Below are 19188 nucleotides of genomic sequence, written 5' to 3'. Positions count from 1 at the left end.
CGGGCTTATCCTCTACGACTACATGGTCAAGTGCATGAAAGAGCTAGCGCAAACTGAGCCAGATATCGATGCACTCCTACCCTGGAACTTTAAACATTAGTAATATCGCCCCGTGGGCTCATGGGGCGCTTACACTTTAATCAACACTGCTGCAACTTTAAGTTGTAGGTGTATCATTCAAATTTACACAAATGTGTATAGGGTTGTGTGAAATTCTATCTTTTTCTTCAGGTAGCGTCATATAGTCACCGTAAAGTTCAGTTAGATATCGATCAGTATTATTTGGGCATGCAATCGTAATATTTTCAAATGGTAATTGTTGCAGAGGATAGAGATCTTCTAGTCTGATTGATTCTTTAAATGCGGCATTGCCAATTCTCGCTGTCTCTTCGCCGTTATGACGCTTGTACTCTCGGTCAATATTTAAAAAGAGTTGGTTTGAAGATTTAAAACCGTAAATAGCTTTATAAAAAATTGTTTTAGCGAACTTGATAGCGGATTTTTTCTTGTGCTTAGTCAATAAGCTACGTCGAAACTTTTGAGAGGCGCTAGCTATAGCTTGCTTCTGCGCTGACATATCATCCAATACCTCATCCCATGGAAAAACATCGACAAAGATCCCATGATTAATATCGTATGGTTGCATACGTTTTTCGACGAACAAAGTATTGGTATCTCTCACTTTGCTGAAGTAGAGCGGGTACTCCGACTCGGTATTGAAATGTTGAATAAATAGATGTTTTGGTAGTTTATCTTGCATTGTGAGGAAGCGTTCGTAATCATCGCGAGGCATGCCAATGTCAATATCGTCATCCCATGGGATGAAACCTTGGTGTCGAACCGCGCCTAGAACAGTGCCACTTACGGCAAAGTACGTAAGTTTTTCTTGCTCAAAAAAAGCGATCAATTGTTTAAGAATTTTTACTTGGTGTAGTTGAACTTGACGCGTTGTATTCATAATTTACTCGAGAAGTTTAAGCGTTTTTGCAATAGCACCACCATATAATGACATAAAACTCTCACAGCGTTGTCTAGTTTCAGAGGGGTTCTGCTGCCATAGATGTTCTATTGATGCTGCTATTTCGTCTGGTGTTGAAGCAATGGTGACTAGCTTATGATCCAGCAAGGACTCAGTAATATCTTGAAAGTTAAAGTAGCTTGGACCAGTTACAGAAGCAATTCCTGTCGCTGTTGGCTCTAGTAGATTGTGACCACCTACTTTTTTGCCGAGTAAACTACCGCCCATAAAGCAAATGTCAGCACTACTTAGTAGAATTAGCATCTCACCCATAGTATCCGCTAGATAGACTTGAGTGGATTGGTTAAGGCTATCTGTGACGGTTCTTCTCGCGACATTAAACCTTGCACCAATAGAGAGTTGATAAACATCATTAAAGCGCTCAGGATGTCGTGGCACAATAATTAACAGGGCATCTTTATTCTTGTCGAGAATTTTACGGTGGCTAGATAGGATTATCTCATCTTCACCGGCATGAGTGCTAGCGGCTATCCAAACTGGACGGTCACTGCCGATATGTTCACGTAGTAGTCTTCCTTGTTGCTGGATGTTATTAGATATTTGAATATCAAACTTGATCGAGCCCGTAATTTGCAGTTTTTGGTTATTGACTCCTAGTCGAGCAAATCGTTTAGCATCGGCTTCAGATTGGCACAGTATCTGGTCTATGTTTTCCTGCATTTGCTTAAATAGTCTGCCAACTTTTTCATAGTTTTGACATGATTTTTCAGAGAGTCTTGCATTCACAACGGTGATTGGAATGTGCTTTTTACCTAACTGATGTAGAGTATTTGGCCATAACTCGGTTTCTATAATCAATAGCTGGCTTGGTTTGATAGCATTGAGAAAACCGTTAATAGCCCAGGTAAAATCAATAGGCATGTATCGATGTTCAACAAGATCACCCAGTTTCTCGATTTGAGCTGCACCGGTACTAGTGGTTGTAGTGACAACAATATTTTGTTTTGGATTACTTTGCTTAATCGTGCGAATAAGTGGTATTGCAGCAATACTTTCACCAACGGATACTGCATGAATCCAAATTGGCTGAGATGAACCGTTATATTTTGGGCATATGCCAAAGTGTTCTTTCCATCGCTTGCCGAATGGTGGTTTGTTATCCCGCTTTTTATATAAGCTAATTACTAACAAAGGAGCAACAATAGTAAGAAGTATTGTGTATAAAATACGGACTAACATTCTTTTTCCACTATTGACTCAAGTTTATGGATTGAATCAATTACCCAAGATGAGGGTAGTTCGGTTAAGCATTTTAAGTGCTGATATTGACATTCTCTTTGGAAGCAAGGTCTACATTTTATATCTGTAGATAGTATATCTACATGATCCGCCAAAGGGGGAGTATATTTTGGAGATGTAGAACCATACACAGCCACAACATTGCAACCGACTGCAGCTGCTACATGCATTAATCCTGAATCATTTGCAACGACAGTTTTGCAAAGCGCTAATAAATCGACAGCTTCAATTAGGCTTGTATCACCAGCCAAAACTTGAATCTTACATTTATTTTTATCTTCAACGAGTGAGCGAATTTTTTGACATGTCGGATGATCTTTCTGTGAGCCAAAGAGCCAGACTTGTCGACCTTGATTGCACATTTCATTTGCTACTTCGGCATAGTGCTTTTCTGGCCACTTTTTTGCAGGTCCAAATTCGGCTCCTGGGCATAGACCAATAACAGGTGTTGATATATTCAAATTGAATTTTTCTACAACAGAATGCTGAGCTGCTTTATTAATTTTAAGCCTTGGTCTTGGTAGAGATTCAAGCCCTCCCAAAGAGGTAGAATCCAGCATACTTGTTTTTGGATATGCTAACGCAACATAGCGCTCGACCATATATTGGAATGACTTCATATTAGTTCTTAGATCATTAAGTAGCCCGTAGCGCATTTCACCTTTCCAGCCGACTCTGACCGGTATTTTGGCAAACCAAGGTATTAGTGCAGATTTGGCAGATTTAGGCAATATGTAGGCTCGATCATATTGTGTTGCTCTTAGATTTTTACCAATATTTAGACGAGAGGATAAGTTGAACTCACCATGTCCAATAGGCATTTCTAGAGCAGAGTGCACTTCTGGCATTCTCTCAAGAATTGGTTTACACCAGTTAGGCGCGATAACATCAATTTGGCTATGAGGGTATTGTTGTTTTAACACAGTATATAAAGGCTGAGACATTACCATATCCCCAACCCATGATGGACCTATTATTAGAATTTTCATTTTTTCTCGACCTCGGTTGACTGCTGAACGGCAAAAGCAGCGCCGGCAAAAATAGCTGCACCTAAGCTATACATAATTATACCAGAGTGATGGGCAAGAAAATGCTGTGTAAGACAATATCCAATTACTGCTGTAATATGCACACAACCGGCTAAAGCAAAGAAATGTCTATCATCTTCAATGTCGGTCCCTATCCATTTCTTAACAAGCGCCCAGAGAGGAATAAAGAAGAAGCATAGAATTACGAGTACACCAATGAGGCCTTTTGTTTGTAATTCTTCAAAAAATTGGTTGTGAGCACGGTTGTACTTGAGAACTACACTACCGACTTTTCCTTGTTCAATTAATTTTTCTTTCGCATGGACTACACCGTTAAAGCCTTGACCAAAAAAAGGTTTTTCTTGAGCTGAATACATCGCTGCTTTCCACAAATCTAAACGAGCTCCAACAGAATTCCTTGATTCATTATGCTCGTAAACGGTCAGATTTGCCATCACGGTGTCGAATCTGATTTTTACGGTAGGATAGGCTAAAATAGCTATTAATATTATAGAAGTTAACCCAAGTATCTTTGAACGATTGGAAAAAAGTGCACGATAAGTAATGAGTAATGCCAATATAATAACGGGTGTGAAAATCCAAGCTCCACGGACTTCTGAAAGAATAGTCGTAACTAAAGTTAATAGGAATCCTATTGATGCAATTAATAGTAATAGGCGATCTTTTTTGCTCTTGGCAAACAAAACTGAAACTAGTGAGAGTACACAAAGGCTTGCTGAAATATCACCAGCTTGGATGAGCATATATCCAAGGTGATCAAATGCACGACCACCAATAGATTTTATATGATATATTGCTATGAGGCTCGAGAATACCGAACCAAGAGAAATTCCCCAAAAAACCCCTTTAGCTGTTGGTGGGTAATGAGCAACAAATAGTAAAACTAAAATAGCAAGAATGACACGGCTAGGCATGTCTAGTTCACTAGGGCTACCACCGTTTATTAAAAGAGACAATACTGTCAATATGAAATAACCAGCAAGGCTAATGATGATGAATTTAAGGGGTTGAATTTTTAAAGAGGGTTTTGTTTTTAATATGTTAAATAATGCTATTATTACAACAGGTAAAGCAGCAATTTTAAAACTTTCAGGACTGATTAGTAGAGCAAGGAAAAAAAATGCGCAAACATAAGTAGATATGTGATTTAATTTAATTGATAAGTTATTCATAGCATCCAGTCATCGCTATAGCGTATTTTAAATAAGTTGTAGTAGTTACAGTTATCTTCTTGAGTGCGGAGCAATTGCAATATCCACATATATTGTTCTGGCTTTGGGTGAACAAAGTGCTCAATTGCTTGGTTCATTGCTCGAGCATCATCATAGTCTGACATTTGAATATCTAATGCAGGAAGAACCTCTAGACTATAACGACCCGTTTCAGTATTAATTGAGGCAAATAGCGGGACGACTTTTGCTTTAGAGAGCTTTGCTAGTTTACTCAAACCGGGCAGTGTTGCTTTAGTTGTAGCAAAAAAGGGAACAAACTCACTCAATTCAGCACCATGATCTTGATCTGGCAAATAGTAACCGAGGTAGCCATCTTTAACGGACTTGATAAATGGTTTGATCCCGCCAGAGCGCTCGTATACACGACCACCATATTGGACGCGTTGTCTGTGCATCAACCAATCTGTAACCGGGTTTTTTTGTTTTTTTGCCATTGCTGAAACAGGTAAATTCATCGATGCCAGCATCACTGCTGGAATATCGATCGCCCAAGAGTGTGGTACGAGTAATATGACCTTTTCACCAGCGTCAGTCAGTTTTGTGAGGTTTTCTTTGTTTACAAAGTCGCATTGGCTTTGTAACCAAGATTTAGACTTTAAACTCAGTAGACTAAAGCGAAGTAGAAAAACGCCGGAAGTAAAAAGTGTGTCATAAACCATTTTCTCGCGTTCAGCGAAGCTTAACTCAGGGAAACATAATTCAAAGTTAACTCGCGCGCGATGTGCTGGACCTGATTTGGCTTTAGATAGTATATTCGCTGCTTTGGTAGCTAACCAGCGATGGAAAGATAGGGGTAAAAGTGCAATTGGTAGTGCAAACAGTACGCCTAACCAAGTTAGCCAATATTTTGGGGCTAAAAAGTGCCATGCAAACTTGGGGTTGTATGCTTTTTCATCAAAGTCATTGCGTGGAGATGTAGACATATATTGCTCAATAGGCGCTTCGCGCGAAAAGTTAGTCTAATTTTATACACATTAGTGTATCACGCAATGTTTGCTGTTTCAGTTAAAGATATATGATAAAGGAAAGTTAGCAATGAGAGATAGGGTAGGTTAACCCCATCTCTAAAGTGAGGAGTATATGCTATCTAGTCACAGCCAAACAGATCTCGGGTGTATACCTTATTAGCGACAGATTCGAGCTCTGGGTACATTCGGTTGGATACGATGGTGTCACAGATATCAAAGAATTCAGATTCATCCTTGATTACACGAGAATGGAAGAACTCCGAGTCTTGCAATACGGGCTCATAGACAACCACTTTTACCCCTTTGGCTTTAAGGCGCTTCATTATCCCTTGAATCGATGACGCGCGGAAATTATCTGAGCCCGCTTTCATCACCAAACGATAGATACCGACAACTTGCGGGTTTCGTTGAAGCACACTTTCTGAAATGAAGTCTTTACGAGTTCGGTTTGCGTCTACAATCGCACCAATAATGTTATTTGGAACTTCTTGATAGTTTGCCAGTAACTGTTTGGTATCTTTTGGTAAACAATAACCGCCGTAACCAAAAGAAGGGTTGTTATAGTGGTTCCCGATACGAGGATCGAGTCCGACTCCTTCAATAATCTGACGAGAGTCAAGACCGTGAGCTTCAGCGTATGAGTCTAACTCATTAAAGTATGCTACTCGCATCGCTAGATAAGTATTTGAGAATAGCTTAACCGCTTCGGCTTCTGTCGAGTTAGTGAACAACACCGGGATATTTTGCTTTTCAGCCCCATTGACTAATAGCTGGGCAAAGATCTCTGCGCGTTTGCTCTGTTCGCCTACGATAATTCGCGATGGATAAAGGTTGTCATACAACGCTTTACCTTCGCGTAAGAATTCCGGAGAAAAGATGATGTTTTCACAGCCTAATTCTTGCTTCACTCTTTCCGTATAGCCGACCGGAACGGTTGATTTGATTATCATGGTTGCGGATGAATTGACCTGCATAACATCTTTGATAACTGCTTCAACTGACGAGGTGTTGAAGTAATTAGTTTGAGGATCGTAGTCCGTTGGGGTAGCAATGATAACGTAATCAGCGTTTTCATATGCTTCTTGCTTATTGGTTGTTGCTTTAAAAGCTAACTTTTTGTCGGTAAGAAAGTGCTCAATCTCGGTGTCGACGATAGGTGAGCGCTTGTTATTCAGCATCTCAACTTTTTCAGCAATAATATCAAGTGCGACCACCTGATTGTTTTGAGCTAGCAACATGGCATTTGATAACCCAACATAACCAGTACCAGCAACGGCAATTTTCACCACAATATCCTCAAACAAATTACATTAAGAATGGCTGTTATTTATTGATAATAGCCATGTACTCGGCAACGCCTTGGGCCACGGTTTTAAAATTATGATTGCATCCAGCTTGACGTAACTTAGTTAAATCAGCCTGAGTGTACTCTTGGTAAGCCCCTTTCAAATGCTCAGGAAAAGGAATAGTCTCTACTTCACCTTTGCTATGAAAATTGATAACGGCTTTTGCAACTTCATTAAATGACTCAGCTTGCCCTGTGCCGAGGTTGAAAATACCAGAGATACCCTGCTTTAGGAACCATAGGTTTACTGCTGAGACATCACCAACGTAAACGAAATCACGTTTGAAATGTTCACTGCCCGCAAAAAGTTTCGGATTTTCGCCAGCATTCATCTGGTTATTGAGGTGGAAGGCAACCGATGCCATTGAGCCTTTATGTTGTTCACGCGGACCATAAACGTTGAAGTAGCGGAAACCGGTAATTTGCGAAAGCTCCTCACCATGCTCTTGTGCATCTTGCCAAATGCGACGGACGTAGTTGTCGAACTGCTGTTTTGAGTAACCGTAAACATTCAATGCACCTTCATATTGTTTTTCTTCAATAAAGGTATCGGTTTCACCATAAGTAGCTGCTGATGAGGCATAAAGGAATGGAATCTCGCGCTCTAAGCAGTAATGAAGAAGCTCTTTTGAGTATTCGTAGTTGTTGAGCATGATGTATTTGCCATCCCACTCAGTAGTCGCAGAGCAAGCGCCCTCATGGAAAATCGCTTCAATAGGTCCAAAGTTTTCTCCTGCCATGATCTGCATAAGGAAGTCATCGCGATCCATGTAATCAGCGATGTCTAGATCAACAAGGTTTTGAAACTTCTTGCCATTTTTTAGGTTATCAACAACTAAAATATCGTTAATACCTTTTTCATTGAGTGCTTTGATGATGTTGCTGCCAATCATGCCAGCGCCGCCAGTTACGATGATCATTAAAGAATTCCTAATACTAGAAAGGGATCCGTAAAGTATATCATGTGACTATAGTCCCTGATAGCGTCGATCAAATGTGTTCGACCTATGTCCACAGCCCTCGCTCTAAATCAGAATGTTCGATATACTTGCGTATTACATTTTGTTATCTGTCGTGCAAGTGACAGATTTCTACAAACACTAAATGTCACAAAAATAATACAATTAGAGAAGGCTCGTATGGTCGAGAATAGGAAAATTCGAATCGCTGTCGTAGGTTGTGGACGCATCTCAAAAAACCACTTTGGCTCTATTGAGCAATTAAGTTCTGAATATGAATTAGTTGCTATCTGTGACAATAACCCTCATGTACTAGAGCAACACACTGCGCAATATGGTGTTCCAGGATACCTCTCGATTGACGACTTGCTGGCTTCTGAGAGTTTGGATTTAGTGACGCTGTGTACTCCTAGTGGATTACATGCATCTCAAACCATTAAAGCAGCTAAAGCCAAAGTGCACGTGGTGACGGAAAAACCAATGGCAACAAAATGGCAAGATGGTCTTGACATGGTACGCGCTTGTGATGAAGAAGGTGTTCGTCTATTCGTTGTGAAACAAAACCGCCGTAACTCTACACTTCAGCTGCTAAAACGTGCGGTGACCGAAAAGCGCTTTGGTCAAATTCATATGGTTCACCTCAACGTCTTTTGGACCCGTCCGCAAGAATATTACGACCGTGCTGCTTGGTCTGGTACTTGGGATATGGATGGCGGTGCCTTTATGAATCAAGCTACACACTATGTGGATTTAATGCATTGGTTAATTGGTCCGGTAGAGAAAGTTCACGCCATGACGTCGACCCACCGTGACATTGATGTTGAAGATACGGGTGTGGTGAATATTAAGTGGCGTAATGGTGCGCTTGGCTCTATGGCTGTGACCATGTGTACTTATCCGAAAAACCTTGAAGGTTCGATTACTATTCTTGGTGAAAAAGGCACGGTAATAATCGGTGGTGTTGCGGTGAATGATATTCAAGAGTGGACGTTTGAAGATGAGCGCGACTACGACAAAGATATTAACAGCGCGAACTATCAGACCACATCAGTTTACGGTTTTGGTCACCCACCTTATTTCCAAAATGTGGCTGACGTTTTACGAGGTAAAGCGGAGCCAGAGACCGATGGACGTGAAGGCTTAAAATCACTAGAGCTGCTTATTAGCACTTATCGCTCCGCTCGTGATGGTAAAGAAATCGGTTTGCCACTGAATTTATAATACTTTGGATAACAAATGAAATTAGATAATTTGAATATCGGTATCGTCGGTCTAGGTTATGTAGGCTTACCACTTGCGGTTGAGTTTGGTAAGAAATACCCAACGTTGGGTTTTGATATCAATATAGCGCGTGTTCAAGAGCTTGAGAGCGGTAAAGATTCTACTCTAGAGTGTTCGCCAGAAGAGTTGGCAAGCGCACCTCTTTTACAATACACCCATCAATTGAAAGATTTGCAAGCATGTAATTTCTATGTGGTGACGGTGCCAACGCCAATCACAGAAGAAAATACGCCCGACTTGACTCCATTAAAAAAAGCTTCTGAAGCATTGGCTCAAGTCATTCAAAAAGGGGACATTGTTGTTTTCGAATCAACAGTGTATCCAGGGGCGACAGAAGAAGCGTGCCTTCCTATCATTGAAAAGATGTCAGGATTGGTTTTTAACCAAGACTTTTTTGCTGGTTACAGCCCTGAGCGTATAAACCCAGGTGATAAAGTGAATCGACTTACGACTATCACGAAAATTACATCAGGTTCTACAGACGTTGTTGCTGATTTTGTTGATGCAGTGTACGCATCAATTGTGACGGCTGGTACGCACAAAGCTTCTTCCATCAAAGTTGCTGAAGCGGCAAAGGTTATTGAAAACACTCAGCGTGATTTGAACATTGCCATCATTAATGAGTTCGCGAAGATTTTTAATCGCTTAGACATTGATACTGAGGAAGTGTTGAAAGCGGCTGGTACCAAGTGGAACTTCCTACCATTTAAGCCTGGTTTGGTTGGTGGGCATTGTATTAGTGTTGACCCGTACTATCTAACTCATAAAGCTCAAGAGGTGGGGTACCGTCCAGAAGTTATTTTGGCAGGGCGTCGTATCAATGATGGTATGGGTGAATATGTTGCGACACAATTAGTGAAAAAGCTGGCGAGTAAAAAAATCCATATTGATGAAGCAAAAGTACTGATATTAGGCTTTACCTTTAAAGGGGATTGTCCTGATGTTCGTAATACAAAAATCATCAACATCGTCAAAGAGCTGCAAGACTTTAATATGTCGGTTGATGTATACGATAGTTGGGCGTCAAAAGAAGAAGTTCGTCATGAATATGGTCTTGAGCTCATTGATGAACTGAAAGAAGGTCATTATGACGGTATCGTACTGGCGGTTGACCATAGTGAGACGAAAGCGATGGGCGTAGAGGCTTTACGCCGTTTAGGAAAAGACACCCACGTTTTATACGATGTGAAACATGTCTTAAGTGTCGGCGAAGCAGACATTCGTCTTTAATCCATAATAAGGGGGCGAATGCTCCCTTTAATCATTTGGAGTAGCTATGAGCTTCTTTCAGCATGAAACTGCCATTGTAGATGATGGTGCTAGCATCGGAGAAGGTTCACGAGTTTGGCACTGGGCGCATGTGTGTTCAGGTGCTCAAATTGGTCGTGGCGTCTCTCTGGGGCAAAATGTCTTTGTTGGTAATAAGGTGACCATTGGTGACCAGTGTAAAATTCAAAACAACGTCTCTGTTTATGACAATGTTCATTTAGAAGAGGGCGTTTTTTGTGGACCCAGCATGGTTTTTACGAATGTTTATAACCCTCGTTCCCTTATTGAACGCAAAGACCAATACCGTGACACTATCGTGAAAAAGGGCGCCACTTTGGGGGCGAACTGTACAGTTGTGTGCGGTATTACGATTGGTGAGTACGCGTTCATTGGTGCTGGTACTGTCGTGAACAAAGATGTAAAGCCCTTTGCTCTAATGGTGGGGGTTCCAGCCAAGCAAATTGGCTGGATGAGCCAATATGGTGAGCAACTTGATTTGCCATTAGAAGGTCACTTAACCATTACCTGCCCTTACACTCAAACTGTTTATCAGCTTGATGGTTCGATATTAACTGTTGTTGAAGAGTAAAAATAACAATGCAATTCATTGATTTAGCTGCACAGTACCAACATCTAAAAACTAAGATTGATGCTCGCATCCATAAAGTACTCGACCATGGTCATTATATTATGGGACCTGAAGTTTTCGAGCTTGAGGAACAACTAGCCGAGTATGTTGGTGTAAAACATGCCATTACTTGCGCCAATGGTACCGATGCTTTAACACTGGCGATGATGGTATTGGACATTAAAGAGGGTGATGCGGTTTTCTGCCCAACGTTTACTTTCTTTGCCACAGCAGAGACGATAGCGTTCGCAAATGCCACGCCAGTATTTGTGGATTCAGAAGAAAGCACATTCAATATTTGTCCAGCAGACTTAGAAAAGCGCATCCAACAAGTGATTGCTGAAGGTAAATTAGTACCGAAGGCGATTGTGTCTGTGGATTTGTTTGGTCTGCCTGCAAACTACGTTGAGATTGAAGCAATAGCTGAGAAGTACAACTTAAAGTTGATTGAAGATGCCGCTCAAGGTTTTGGTGGCTCGCTCAATGGCAAAATGGCGGGGGCGTTTGGTGACATCGCGACAACGAGCTTTTTTCCAGCCAAACCATTAGGTTGCTACGGAGATGGCGGTGCGATTTTTACCAACAATGATGATTATGCTGAGTTACTTCGCTCGCTAAGAATTCACGGTAAAGGTTTAGATAAATACGACAACGTGCGTATTGGTGTAAACAGTCGACTAGATACCATTCAAGCTGCGGTCCTATTAGAGAAACTGGCGGAGTTTCCAGTGGAATTAGAGCTAAGAAATAGAATTGCGGACATATACACAAGAGAGCTACCGACTGAACTTATTAAGCCGATACTCCCAGAGAGTTATCAAAGCTCTTGGGCGCAATATACAGTTAGAACTGAAGATAGAGAGGCGCTTATGAATACTTGTCGGAATGCAGGTATACCAGTGATGGTTTACTATCGGACTTGTATGCATCAGCAGACGGCTTTTGGTCATTTAGAGTACAGAGTTGGAGACTTTCCAGTCGCAGAGAAACTTGCGAGCGAAGTGTTGAGTCTACCGCTTCACCCGTATCTTCCTGAAGAGGAACAGCTAAATCTAATAAGCAGCGTAGTTTAAAATAAAAATTGTACCTTTTGTTTTATTTAAGAACTTATTAATGAGAAGAGTAGTAAGGGAAGTGTTGTTAAATGACTTATTTTAAGAGGGTTATTACCCGGAATCTACCTAAGAGTGGCTTTCTTCGTGGGGTGAGTCTTTTGATTGGTGGCACATTGAGTGCTCAAGTTTTAATGATAGTGTTTTCTCCCTTACTGACAAGGCTTTATTCTCCAGAAGATTTTGGGTTGCTGGCTATTTATAGCAGTGTTCTATCTATTGGTATTTTGCTTGCGAGTTTACGTTACGATGTTGCTATTCCATTGCCGGAGGAAGATGATGAGGCTGTTAGTATTGTAGCATTGAGCCTAATTATAGTCTTGACCGTATCTATCTTAGCCTTTTTTGTGGTGTTTTTTTGGGGGAAGGATATCGCGGAGTTATTGCAGTTTCCAGAACTGGAAAGATACATTTTGTTGCTCCCGATAGGTCTATTAATTGCAGGGGCATATAATGTGCTTACGCAATGGAATGTTCGTCAAAAAAAGTTTGGTTTGATTGCCTCTACTAAGTTGAGACAGGCAGTTGTTACAATTGCAATTCAACTAATGGCATTTAAGTGGAATGGATTAGCTCTGATCTTGTCTCAAATTTCAAGCAACAGTGCGGGGGTTACTCGCCTTTCTAGACCAAACTTTCAAGGGATTTGTTTTGATAAGATACTTAACGTTGCTATGCGATATCGGCGCTTTCCTAAATATTCGGCGCCAGCTGGTCTTGCCAGAGTTGCGGGTGTTGAGTTACCTGCTTTATTATTAGCTGCGAGTTTTAACCCTGCTGCGGCAGGTCTATACGCTTTGACTAATAGAGTTTTAGGTGTGCCAGCTAATGTACTTGGTAGTGCTGTGAGTCAAGTGTTTACGTCCAATGCTGCAGAGGCTTATCGCTCTGGAAAACTAGGCGATCTTGTTAGGAAATTATATTCCCAGATGTCGGTTATTGGGTTGCCTTTTATGCTGATATTAATGCTAATAGGACCTGATTTATTTGGTTTTATATTTGGGGAAACATGGAGGCAGTCCGGTGAATTCGCACGTTGGATGGCTCCTTGGCTTTATTTAGTATTTGTGTCATCACCTATAACTACCGTTACGGCCATAATGGAAAAACAAAAACAAGGACTTATATTTCACCTAACATTACTGTTGGTGAGAATTGTATCCTTAAGCGTAGGGATATATTTTGAAGATCTTATGTTGACAATTATATTGCTTGCTTTAGTTAATGCGCTCTGGCGGTTTGGGTTTTTGATGTGGATTTATATTATATCAGGTAACAAGATGAAAGGTTTTGTATTGGATAGTTCGAATGCTTTATTTTCCTCTCTCTTATGCGTGGTTCCTATATTGATGTCAAAGATGTTTGGTGCATACCTTGTTTTTTCATTGTTAGTTTCATTGGTCCTTGTTTCGTTACAGTATTGGAAATTGTTCAAAGAAGCTAACTGAAAATTAAAAGATAAACATGATTTTTTAGAAACGAATTGTTGGGTAATTGTAGGTAAATATGAAACATAATAGTCATAATCCTGATTTTGAATTCTGCCATGAACCTGTTAGCTTTAATAAATTTACAGATAAAAACTTATTAAGTTACTGTCTCGGTGGTACTCTGTATATGCCAGGCACTCAAAATATAATAAATAAAATATTAAGAAAGGATATTCCAGAACTTAAGTCTATGGTTATGTGTTTTGAAGATGCTATCGATGAAGGTGATTTGGGTAAGGCTGAGGATAACGTTTTATCTCATTTGGATATTTTGGCTAATTCTTTGGGTAATCAAGAATTAGAAATTGATGATGTACCCCTTATATTTGTGAGGGTTAGAAGTACGGAACAATTTTTATCTTTCTCTAATAGGTTGACTAGAGAGCAAGCAAGTGTGCTAACAGGGTTTGTTTTTCCTAAGTTTTATAGTGTTAATGCTCATGTTTACCTTGAAAAATTGAAGAAAATTAATGAAAAACTTGATGTGTTATTATATGGAATGCCAATACTTGAAGGTGAAAGTATTGCTTATTGTGAAAGTCGCATAGCTGAGTTAGATAAGATTAAATTATTGCTGGATCCATATAAAAAATACATTTTGAATGTTAGGGTCGGTGGTACTGATTTTTCATCGTTGTTTGGGTTAAGGAGAGGAATAAGTTCATCGATATATAATATTTTACCAGTTAGGGATGCGATGTCAGATATTCTCAATTTCTTTAATAGGATGGAGAGTGGTTATACAGTTTCAGCTCCTGTATGGGAGTACTTTCTCGCTTACAAGCAAGATGATATTAAGAAGTATATCGGCACATCAATGGGACACTCGTTGCATACTAAGACTACAATAGTTAATGATGCTATTGATGGTTTGTTGAGAGAAGTTCTGCAAGATAAAATAAATGGGATGGTAGGGAAAACAGTTATCCATCCGTCACATCTACGTTTTGTAAATGCTATGCAAGCCGTTACTTTGGAAGAGTATGAAGATGCAATGCAAATACTGAATGCAAGTGGTGGCGTTTTAAAAAGCGGTCTTGGAAATAAAATGAATGAAATCGGTCCGCATCGAAACTGGGCATCAAGAGTTCATTTAAGAGCGATGGCTTATGGTGTAATTAGAGATGAAGCCCAATACCTTGAGTTATTTTTAGATTGATATAGCAATATCTAATGAAGGATTAGAGTATGAATAATACACGTGATTTTTTGACTAGCTTAGGTTTGCCTGGTGGAGATTGTTATCAATTGCCAACTTCCACAAAAAGGTTTTCTGATGGTGGCCAATACAGGTTTGAAGTGCCGGGGATTCAGACGCCTTCAGCTATGAAAGCCCTTTTAGTGGAATTGGAAAAACTCAATTTATCCATTCATCGAGTGACTCAAACAAAAGGCATCATGTCGCTAACAGATGATGAAATTTCTGAGATGCTTTCTCTAGCCAATCAATATAACGTAGAACTTGTGTTGGCTGTAGGTCCCAGAGCAACGACAGATACGAGTGCATCTGTGAATACACCTGAAGGACAGCGCATGGGATATAGACTGCGTGGACAGGAGCAAATTGTACGTGCGATAGAAGACGTCAAACGAGCTTCTGCTTTGGGGGTAAGATCGTTTCTTGTTTATGACGAAGGATGTCTGTGGGTTTTGAGTGAAGCAAGAAGAGTAGGGGAGATTCCGAGTAATTGTCAGTTTAAAGTTTCAGCGCATTGTGGTCACGGTAATCCTTGTTCCGCAAAGTTGTTAGAAATAACCGGGGCTAACTCAATCAATCCAGTTCGAGATATTCAGTTGCAAATGTTGTCGGCAATGCGACAAGCTATTGATATTCCGGTAGACGTTCATACAGAAAATCCAGCATCAACCGGGGGGTTTATTCGTCACTATGAGGTTCCTGAAATGATCCGTATTGCGGCTCCGATCTACTTAAAAACAGGAGGTTCGGTCGCAAAAAATCATAGCTGGGATACAAATGATAAAGAAGCAAGAGCAAGAGCGAAGCAAGTATTATTGGTGCAGCGAATGATTGATACTTATTATGATGATGCTAAGCAATCCAGAAAACAGGAATCAGATAATGCATGTTAAACCTATTTTAGGAACCATGAATTTTGGTCCTCAAGTTCAACTGTCTGATAGTATTCAAATGGTAACTAAATTCATTGATTCTGGTTTTAATGAAATTGATACCGCATATGTCTATAATAATGGCGACAGTGAGAGGTATCTAGGAGAAGCGCTGAATCATGTTTCTTTAAGTCAGCCAGTAGTTGCAACTAAAGTGAACCCACGAATTACAGGGAAGTTAGATCGGGAATCAATACAAAAACAGTTACTGGAGTCTATTCAAAGGTTAGGTTTGAATAGTGTGGATATTTTATATTTACACTTTCCTGACCCTACAACTCCGATTTTTGAAACATTGAGTTGTTGTTTTGAGTTATATAAAAAAGGATATTTTAAAGAGTTAGGATTGAGCAACTTTCCAGCGTGGCAAGTAGTTAAAATTTGGTATATTTGTAAAGAAAATGGCTGGATGATGCCAACAATATATCAAGGTCTTTATAACGGGTTAAGTCGTAACGTAGAAGAAGAATTATTACCGTCTTTGCGGAGTCTGGGTATGCGATTTTATGCATACAACCCTCTTGCCGGTGGTATTCTTTCTGGCAAGTATTCTGATATTGATAACATTAAAGAGGGACGGTTCACGCATCGACCTAATTATCAGTCTAGATACTGGAAAAAAGAATTTTTTGATGCTTATCACTTGTTGAATTTAGCTTGTGAACGACATGGGATTTCAATTATTGAAGCTGCTTTTAGATGGTTAATTGGAAGTTCATCACTGCAAGGAATAAATGGTGATAGCATAATTATTGGAGCGTCAAGTATTGATCAGTTGAACCAAAACCTAAGTTTTTTTGACGGGGATGGGCTAGATATCGAAGTATTAGATGCATTTAATAACGCTTGGGAAATCTCTAAGTCAGAGGCTCCTGCATATTTTAGAAACGTTAAATAATTTTTTAAGAATGATGAGATGACTATAGATATAACTAAACTATTTGTTTCCAGTCTCCAATTACTAATGAATGAAGAACCCAGTGAATCGGATGTTAACCAGGTTAGTAGGTGTCTAATTGATTATTTAGGTGCTACGTTTGCTGGAGGGCACATTTTAGAGAATAAAACATCTAGTTTAGCTCAATTGTTGGGGCATGGAAGTGCAATTGTCAATCCCATCGGAATGGTTTCTAAAGTGTCGTTAGAAACAGCGGCATTAATAAATGGTTTGCACTCTCATGAAGCAGAGATGGATGATGGAATTCGTTTTGGAATGGTTCATCCTGGAGCGCCACTTTTTTCCGCGTTGTTACCTGTAGCTGAGGTCTATAAAGTTCAAGCAAGAGATTTCATTAAAGGAGTCTTGATTGGCTATGAAGCGACTATTCGATTGGCAAGAGCTGTTCAGCCATCACATTATAGGAAAGGTTATCATCCCACTGCCACATGCGGTTGTATTGGAGCTACAATGGGTATAGCGGCTATGCTTGGTTTTAATGCTGATGAGATGGAAGATGCCCTTGGGGCTGCTGCTATATCAGCTAGTGGCAGTTTAAAGGTAGTAGATAATGGTTCAGAGCTGAAGCCTTATAATGTAGGAAGAGCCGCTGCTATAGCTGTGCAGTCTGCAATGATTGGTAAATCAGGTTTTAGCGCACCACCTAATACATTGGGGGGGGATACGGGTTTTTTCTCTATGACATCAGACTTTCCCAGCCTATCATGCTTAGATGAACGAGACGCCAAAGGGTATTGGATCCACAGTATTTATGTTAAGCCGTATGCTGCATGTCGACATGCGCACCCTAGTATAGAGGGTGTAATAAGTATTCTTCAAAGAGAAAAATTTGCTATTCAAGAAGTAAAAAACGTCGTGATAAAAACTTATCATGGGCTCAAAGGTCGACATGACAACCAAAATGTTACTTGTACATCCTCCGCGAGGATGAGCATACCATTTAGCGTTGCGATTGCACTTTCGACTCGCAACGCTGGAATTAATGAATTTTCACAAGTTATGGTCGACTCACCGGAGTTGCATGCACTAGCAAGAAAAATATTTATTGAAGAAAATCAGTGCTATACAGATCTTGTTCCTGCTCAGCGTCCTGCAATGATATTGATTGAATTAGGAAACGGACAGATTTTTTCTGAGGAAGTTATTTATGCGAAGGGTGAACCTGAGAACCCGATGATGCTCGAAGACATTGAATTAAAATATTTAGAATTGTCTAAATTTTCAGGTATTCCTTTAGAGCTTGCCAAGGCTTTACTAGAGAGAGCTTGGAAAATTTCAAATAACTTAGATGTTTTTTTTAGTGCGATGAAAAATTGCGCATGGATACGTAAAAATGATTGATTTAGCAAAAGTATACCGAATTATTAAGAGAGCTGGTGTTGAATTTATTTCAGGCGTGCCAGATACCTTACTCAATGACTTTTGTTTGGGTCTAGAAACTTATTGGAATCCAACTCGTCATGTTTTGGCTGCAAATGAAGGTAATTCAATCGCTTTAGCTGCTGGTTATCATTTGGCTACGAATACTGTTCCGCTAGTTTATATGCAAAACTCAGGTATGGGTAATGCCCTAAATCCTTTGATTTCTTTGACTGATGAATCTGTTTATTCGATACCAATGGTAATGATCATTGGTTGGAGAGGTGAGCCCAATAGTGGTGACTGGCCTCAGCATCAAAGACAAGGGGAACTATCGCCCGTAATTTTAGATGCTTTGAATATTCCCTATAGGGTATTAGATGAAGATGAGGATGCTAGTTTAGACGCTATTGAATGGGCGATTAGTGAAGCAAGAAAACTAAGTCAACCTGTAGCACTTCTCGTCAGGAAGAATGTTTTGTCTAAAAAGGAAAAATCAGGCTTTGAGCATGTTCACCAAGTATATTCCTTAAGTCGTGAAGACGCTATTAAAGAGATAATTAATCAAATACCAAGAGATTCGTTAATTGTTGCTTCTACTGGAAGAATCACTCGCGAGTTACACGCAATAAGAGAGTATTTAAATCAATCCCATGAGTTTGACTTTTTGAACGTAGGTGCTATGGGACATGCTATCTCTATTGCAGCTGGCATTGCGACAGCAAGACCAGATAGGCAAGTGGTTTGTTTAGATGGTGATGCGGCTTCATTGATGCATATGGGTAGCTTGCCAATTACAGCTAACTTGAAACTATCTAATCTTATTCACATTGTATTAAACAATGGAGTGCATGAATCTGTAGGTGGGCAAGAAAGTGTTGGTTATATGGCAAGTTTGACAGGCATTGCAAGTAGTTCGGGTTATGAGACTTTAGGGAAATTTGTTTCTACAACTTCCGAATTGCAGCAAGGGGTTGCCATATTGAGAGCATCAGCTAAGCCAGCATTCTTAGAAGTGAGAATAAAAAAAGGCATGCGTAGTGATATGCCAGTATTAAAAGCTGATACGAAAGCATTAAAACATCAATTCATTTGTAGTGCAGTCAAATAAACTAAGATTGGTAAAAACA

General features: G+C 40.0%; 17 protein-coding genes. 10 read left to right on the top strand and 7 right to left on the bottom strand.

Annotation, left to right across the window (positions count from 1 at the left end; translation table 11 throughout):
• Positions 1-157: 157 nt before the first annotated feature.
• The 7 genes from IRQ95_RS19450 to rfaD form a co-directional block, all read right to left on the bottom strand.
• Complete coding sequence (locus IRQ95_RS19450; protein ID WP_194439071.1) at positions 158-958, bottom strand: LicD family protein; 801 nt, start codon at positions 956-958, stop codon at positions 158-160.
• A gap of 3 nt (positions 959-961) precedes the next feature.
• On the bottom strand, positions 962-2218 hold the full coding sequence (gene waaA / locus IRQ95_RS19445) for a lipid IV(A) 3-deoxy-D-manno-octulosonic acid transferase (RefSeq protein WP_194439069.1): 1257 nt from the start codon (positions 2216-2218) through the stop codon (positions 962-964).
• Positions 2212-3267, bottom strand: a complete 1056-nt coding sequence (gene waaF, locus IRQ95_RS19440) for a lipopolysaccharide heptosyltransferase II (protein ID WP_194439067.1) — start codon at positions 3265-3267, stop codon at positions 2212-2214. The genes waaA and waaF overlap by 7 nt, the downstream gene beginning before the upstream one ends.
• Positions 3264-4499 carry an O-antigen ligase family protein gene (locus IRQ95_RS19435; protein ID WP_194439065.1) on the bottom strand — a complete coding sequence of 412 codons (1236 nt, stop codon included), beginning with the start codon at positions 4497-4499 and terminating at the stop codon, positions 3264-3266. The genes waaF and IRQ95_RS19435 overlap by 4 nt, the downstream gene beginning before the upstream one ends.
• Positions 4496-5482 (bottom strand): lauroyl-Kdo(2)-lipid IV(A) myristoyltransferase, encoded by a 987-nt coding sequence (gene lpxM / locus IRQ95_RS19430; RefSeq protein WP_194439063.1) that lies wholly within the window; start codon positions 5480-5482, stop codon positions 4496-4498. Before lpxM ends, IRQ95_RS19435 begins: the two co-directional genes overlap by 4 nt.
• 164 nt (positions 5483-5646) lie before the next feature.
• Complete coding sequence (locus IRQ95_RS19425) at positions 5647-6813, bottom strand: nucleotide sugar dehydrogenase (RefSeq protein WP_194439061.1); 1167 nt, start codon at positions 6811-6813, stop codon at positions 5647-5649.
• Positions 6814-6850: 37 nt separating this feature from the next.
• Complete coding sequence (rfaD, locus tag IRQ95_RS19420) at positions 6851-7792, bottom strand: ADP-glyceromanno-heptose 6-epimerase (protein ID WP_194439053.1); 942 nt, start codon at positions 7790-7792, stop codon at positions 6851-6853.
• Positions 7793-8011: 219 nt separating this feature from the next.
• On the opposite strand from rfaD, the gene IRQ95_RS19415 reads away from it, so the two are divergent.
• The 10 genes from IRQ95_RS19415 (at position 8012) to aepY (ending at position 19169) form a co-directional block, all read left to right on the top strand.
• Positions 8012-9052 (top strand): Gfo/Idh/MocA family protein, encoded by a 1041-nt coding sequence (locus IRQ95_RS19415; protein WP_194439051.1) that lies wholly within the window; start codon positions 8012-8014, stop codon positions 9050-9052.
• A gap of 15 nt (positions 9053-9067) precedes the next feature.
• Complete coding sequence (gene tviB, locus IRQ95_RS19410; RefSeq protein WP_194439049.1) at positions 9068-10342, top strand: Vi polysaccharide biosynthesis UDP-N-acetylglucosamine C-6 dehydrogenase TviB; 1275 nt, start codon at positions 9068-9070, stop codon at positions 10340-10342.
• A gap of 46 nt (positions 10343-10388) precedes the next feature.
• The gene (locus IRQ95_RS19405; protein WP_194439047.1) at positions 10389-10970 is read left to right on the top strand and encodes an acyltransferase; all 582 of its coding nucleotides are present in this window, start codon (positions 10389-10391) and stop codon (positions 10968-10970) included.
• Positions 10971-10978: 8 nt separating this feature from the next.
• On the top strand, positions 10979-12082 hold the full coding sequence (locus IRQ95_RS19400; RefSeq protein ID WP_194439045.1) for a DegT/DnrJ/EryC1/StrS family aminotransferase: 1104 nt from the start codon (positions 10979-10981) through the stop codon (positions 12080-12082).
• Between the two features lie 71 nt (positions 12083-12153).
• Positions 12154-13569 (top strand): lipopolysaccharide biosynthesis protein, encoded by a 1416-nt coding sequence (locus IRQ95_RS19395; protein ID WP_194439043.1) that lies wholly within the window; start codon positions 12154-12156, stop codon positions 13567-13569.
• A gap of 58 nt (positions 13570-13627) precedes the next feature.
• Positions 13628-14770: an HpcH/HpaI aldolase/citrate lyase family protein gene (locus IRQ95_RS19390; protein WP_194439041.1), complete on the top strand. Its 1143-nt coding sequence runs from the start codon at positions 13628-13630 to the stop codon at positions 14768-14770.
• Between the two features lie 29 nt (positions 14771-14799).
• The gene (locus IRQ95_RS19385) at positions 14800-15702 is read left to right on the top strand and encodes a peptidase (RefSeq protein WP_194439039.1); all 903 of its coding nucleotides are present in this window, start codon (positions 14800-14802) and stop codon (positions 15700-15702) included.
• The gene (locus IRQ95_RS19380; RefSeq protein ID WP_194439036.1) at positions 15692-16639 is read left to right on the top strand and encodes an aldo/keto reductase family protein; all 948 of its coding nucleotides are present in this window, start codon (positions 15692-15694) and stop codon (positions 16637-16639) included. Before IRQ95_RS19385 ends, IRQ95_RS19380 begins: the two co-directional genes overlap by 11 nt.
• A gap of 18 nt (positions 16640-16657) precedes the next feature.
• The gene (locus tag IRQ95_RS19375; RefSeq protein WP_194439034.1) at positions 16658-18040 is read left to right on the top strand and encodes an MmgE/PrpD family protein; all 1383 of its coding nucleotides are present in this window, start codon (positions 16658-16660) and stop codon (positions 18038-18040) included.
• Positions 18033-19169 (top strand): phosphonopyruvate decarboxylase, encoded by a 1137-nt coding sequence (aepY, locus tag IRQ95_RS19370; protein WP_194439032.1) that lies wholly within the window; start codon positions 18033-18035, stop codon positions 19167-19169. The genes IRQ95_RS19375 and aepY overlap by 8 nt, the downstream gene beginning before the upstream one ends.
• Positions 19170-19188: the final 19 nt, after the last annotated feature.

This window comes from Vibrio fluminensis (assembly GCF_015278125.1).
Classification (GTDB): Bacteria; Pseudomonadota; Gammaproteobacteria; order Enterobacterales; family Vibrionaceae; genus Vibrio; species Vibrio fluminensis.
This window is presented reverse-complemented; position numbering and strand designations above follow the sequence as displayed.

Excerpts from the sequence above, each read along its gene's own strand:
- tviB (WP_194439049.1), top strand. The coding sequence starts at position 9,068 with ATGAAATTAGATAATTTGAATATCGGTATCGTCGGTCTAGGTTATGTA.
- lpxM (WP_194439063.1), bottom strand. The coding sequence starts at position 5,482 with ATGTCTACATCTCCACGCAATGACTTTGATGAAAAAGCATACAACCCC.
- IRQ95_RS19395 (WP_194439043.1), top strand. The coding sequence starts at position 12,154 with ATGACTTATTTTAAGAGGGTTATTACCCGGAATCTACCTAAGAGTGGC.
- IRQ95_RS19400 (WP_194439045.1), top strand. The coding sequence starts at position 10,979 with ATGCAATTCATTGATTTAGCTGCACAGTACCAACATCTAAAAACTAAG.
- IRQ95_RS19405 (WP_194439047.1), top strand. The coding sequence starts at position 10,389 with ATGAGCTTCTTTCAGCATGAAACTGCCATTGTAGATGATGGTGCTAGC.
- IRQ95_RS19375 (WP_194439034.1), top strand. The coding sequence starts at position 16,658 with ATGACTATAGATATAACTAAACTATTTGTTTCCAGTCTCCAATTACTA.
- waaA (WP_194439069.1), bottom strand. The coding sequence starts at position 2,218 with ATGTTAGTCCGTATTTTATACACAATACTTCTTACTATTGTTGCTCCT.
- IRQ95_RS19390 (WP_194439041.1), top strand. The coding sequence starts at position 13,628 with ATGAAACATAATAGTCATAATCCTGATTTTGAATTCTGCCATGAACCT.
- rfaD (WP_194439053.1), bottom strand. The coding sequence starts at position 7,792 with ATGATCATCGTAACTGGCGGCGCTGGCATGATTGGCAGCAACATCATC.
- IRQ95_RS19385 (WP_194439039.1), top strand. The coding sequence starts at position 14,800 with ATGAATAATACACGTGATTTTTTGACTAGCTTAGGTTTGCCTGGTGGA.
- IRQ95_RS19415 (WP_194439051.1), top strand. The coding sequence starts at position 8,012 with ATGGTCGAGAATAGGAAAATTCGAATCGCTGTCGTAGGTTGTGGACGC.
- IRQ95_RS19435 (WP_194439065.1), bottom strand. The coding sequence starts at position 4,499 with ATGAATAACTTATCAATTAAATTAAATCACATATCTACTTATGTTTGC.
- IRQ95_RS19450 (WP_194439071.1), bottom strand. The coding sequence starts at position 958 with ATGAATACAACGCGTCAAGTTCAACTACACCAAGTAAAAATTCTTAAA.
- aepY (WP_194439032.1), top strand. The coding sequence starts at position 18,033 with ATGATTGATTTAGCAAAAGTATACCGAATTATTAAGAGAGCTGGTGTT.
- waaF (WP_194439067.1), bottom strand. The coding sequence starts at position 3,267 with ATGAAAATTCTAATAATAGGTCCATCATGGGTTGGGGATATGGTAATG.
- IRQ95_RS19380 (WP_194439036.1), top strand. The coding sequence starts at position 15,692 with ATGCATGTTAAACCTATTTTAGGAACCATGAATTTTGGTCCTCAAGTT.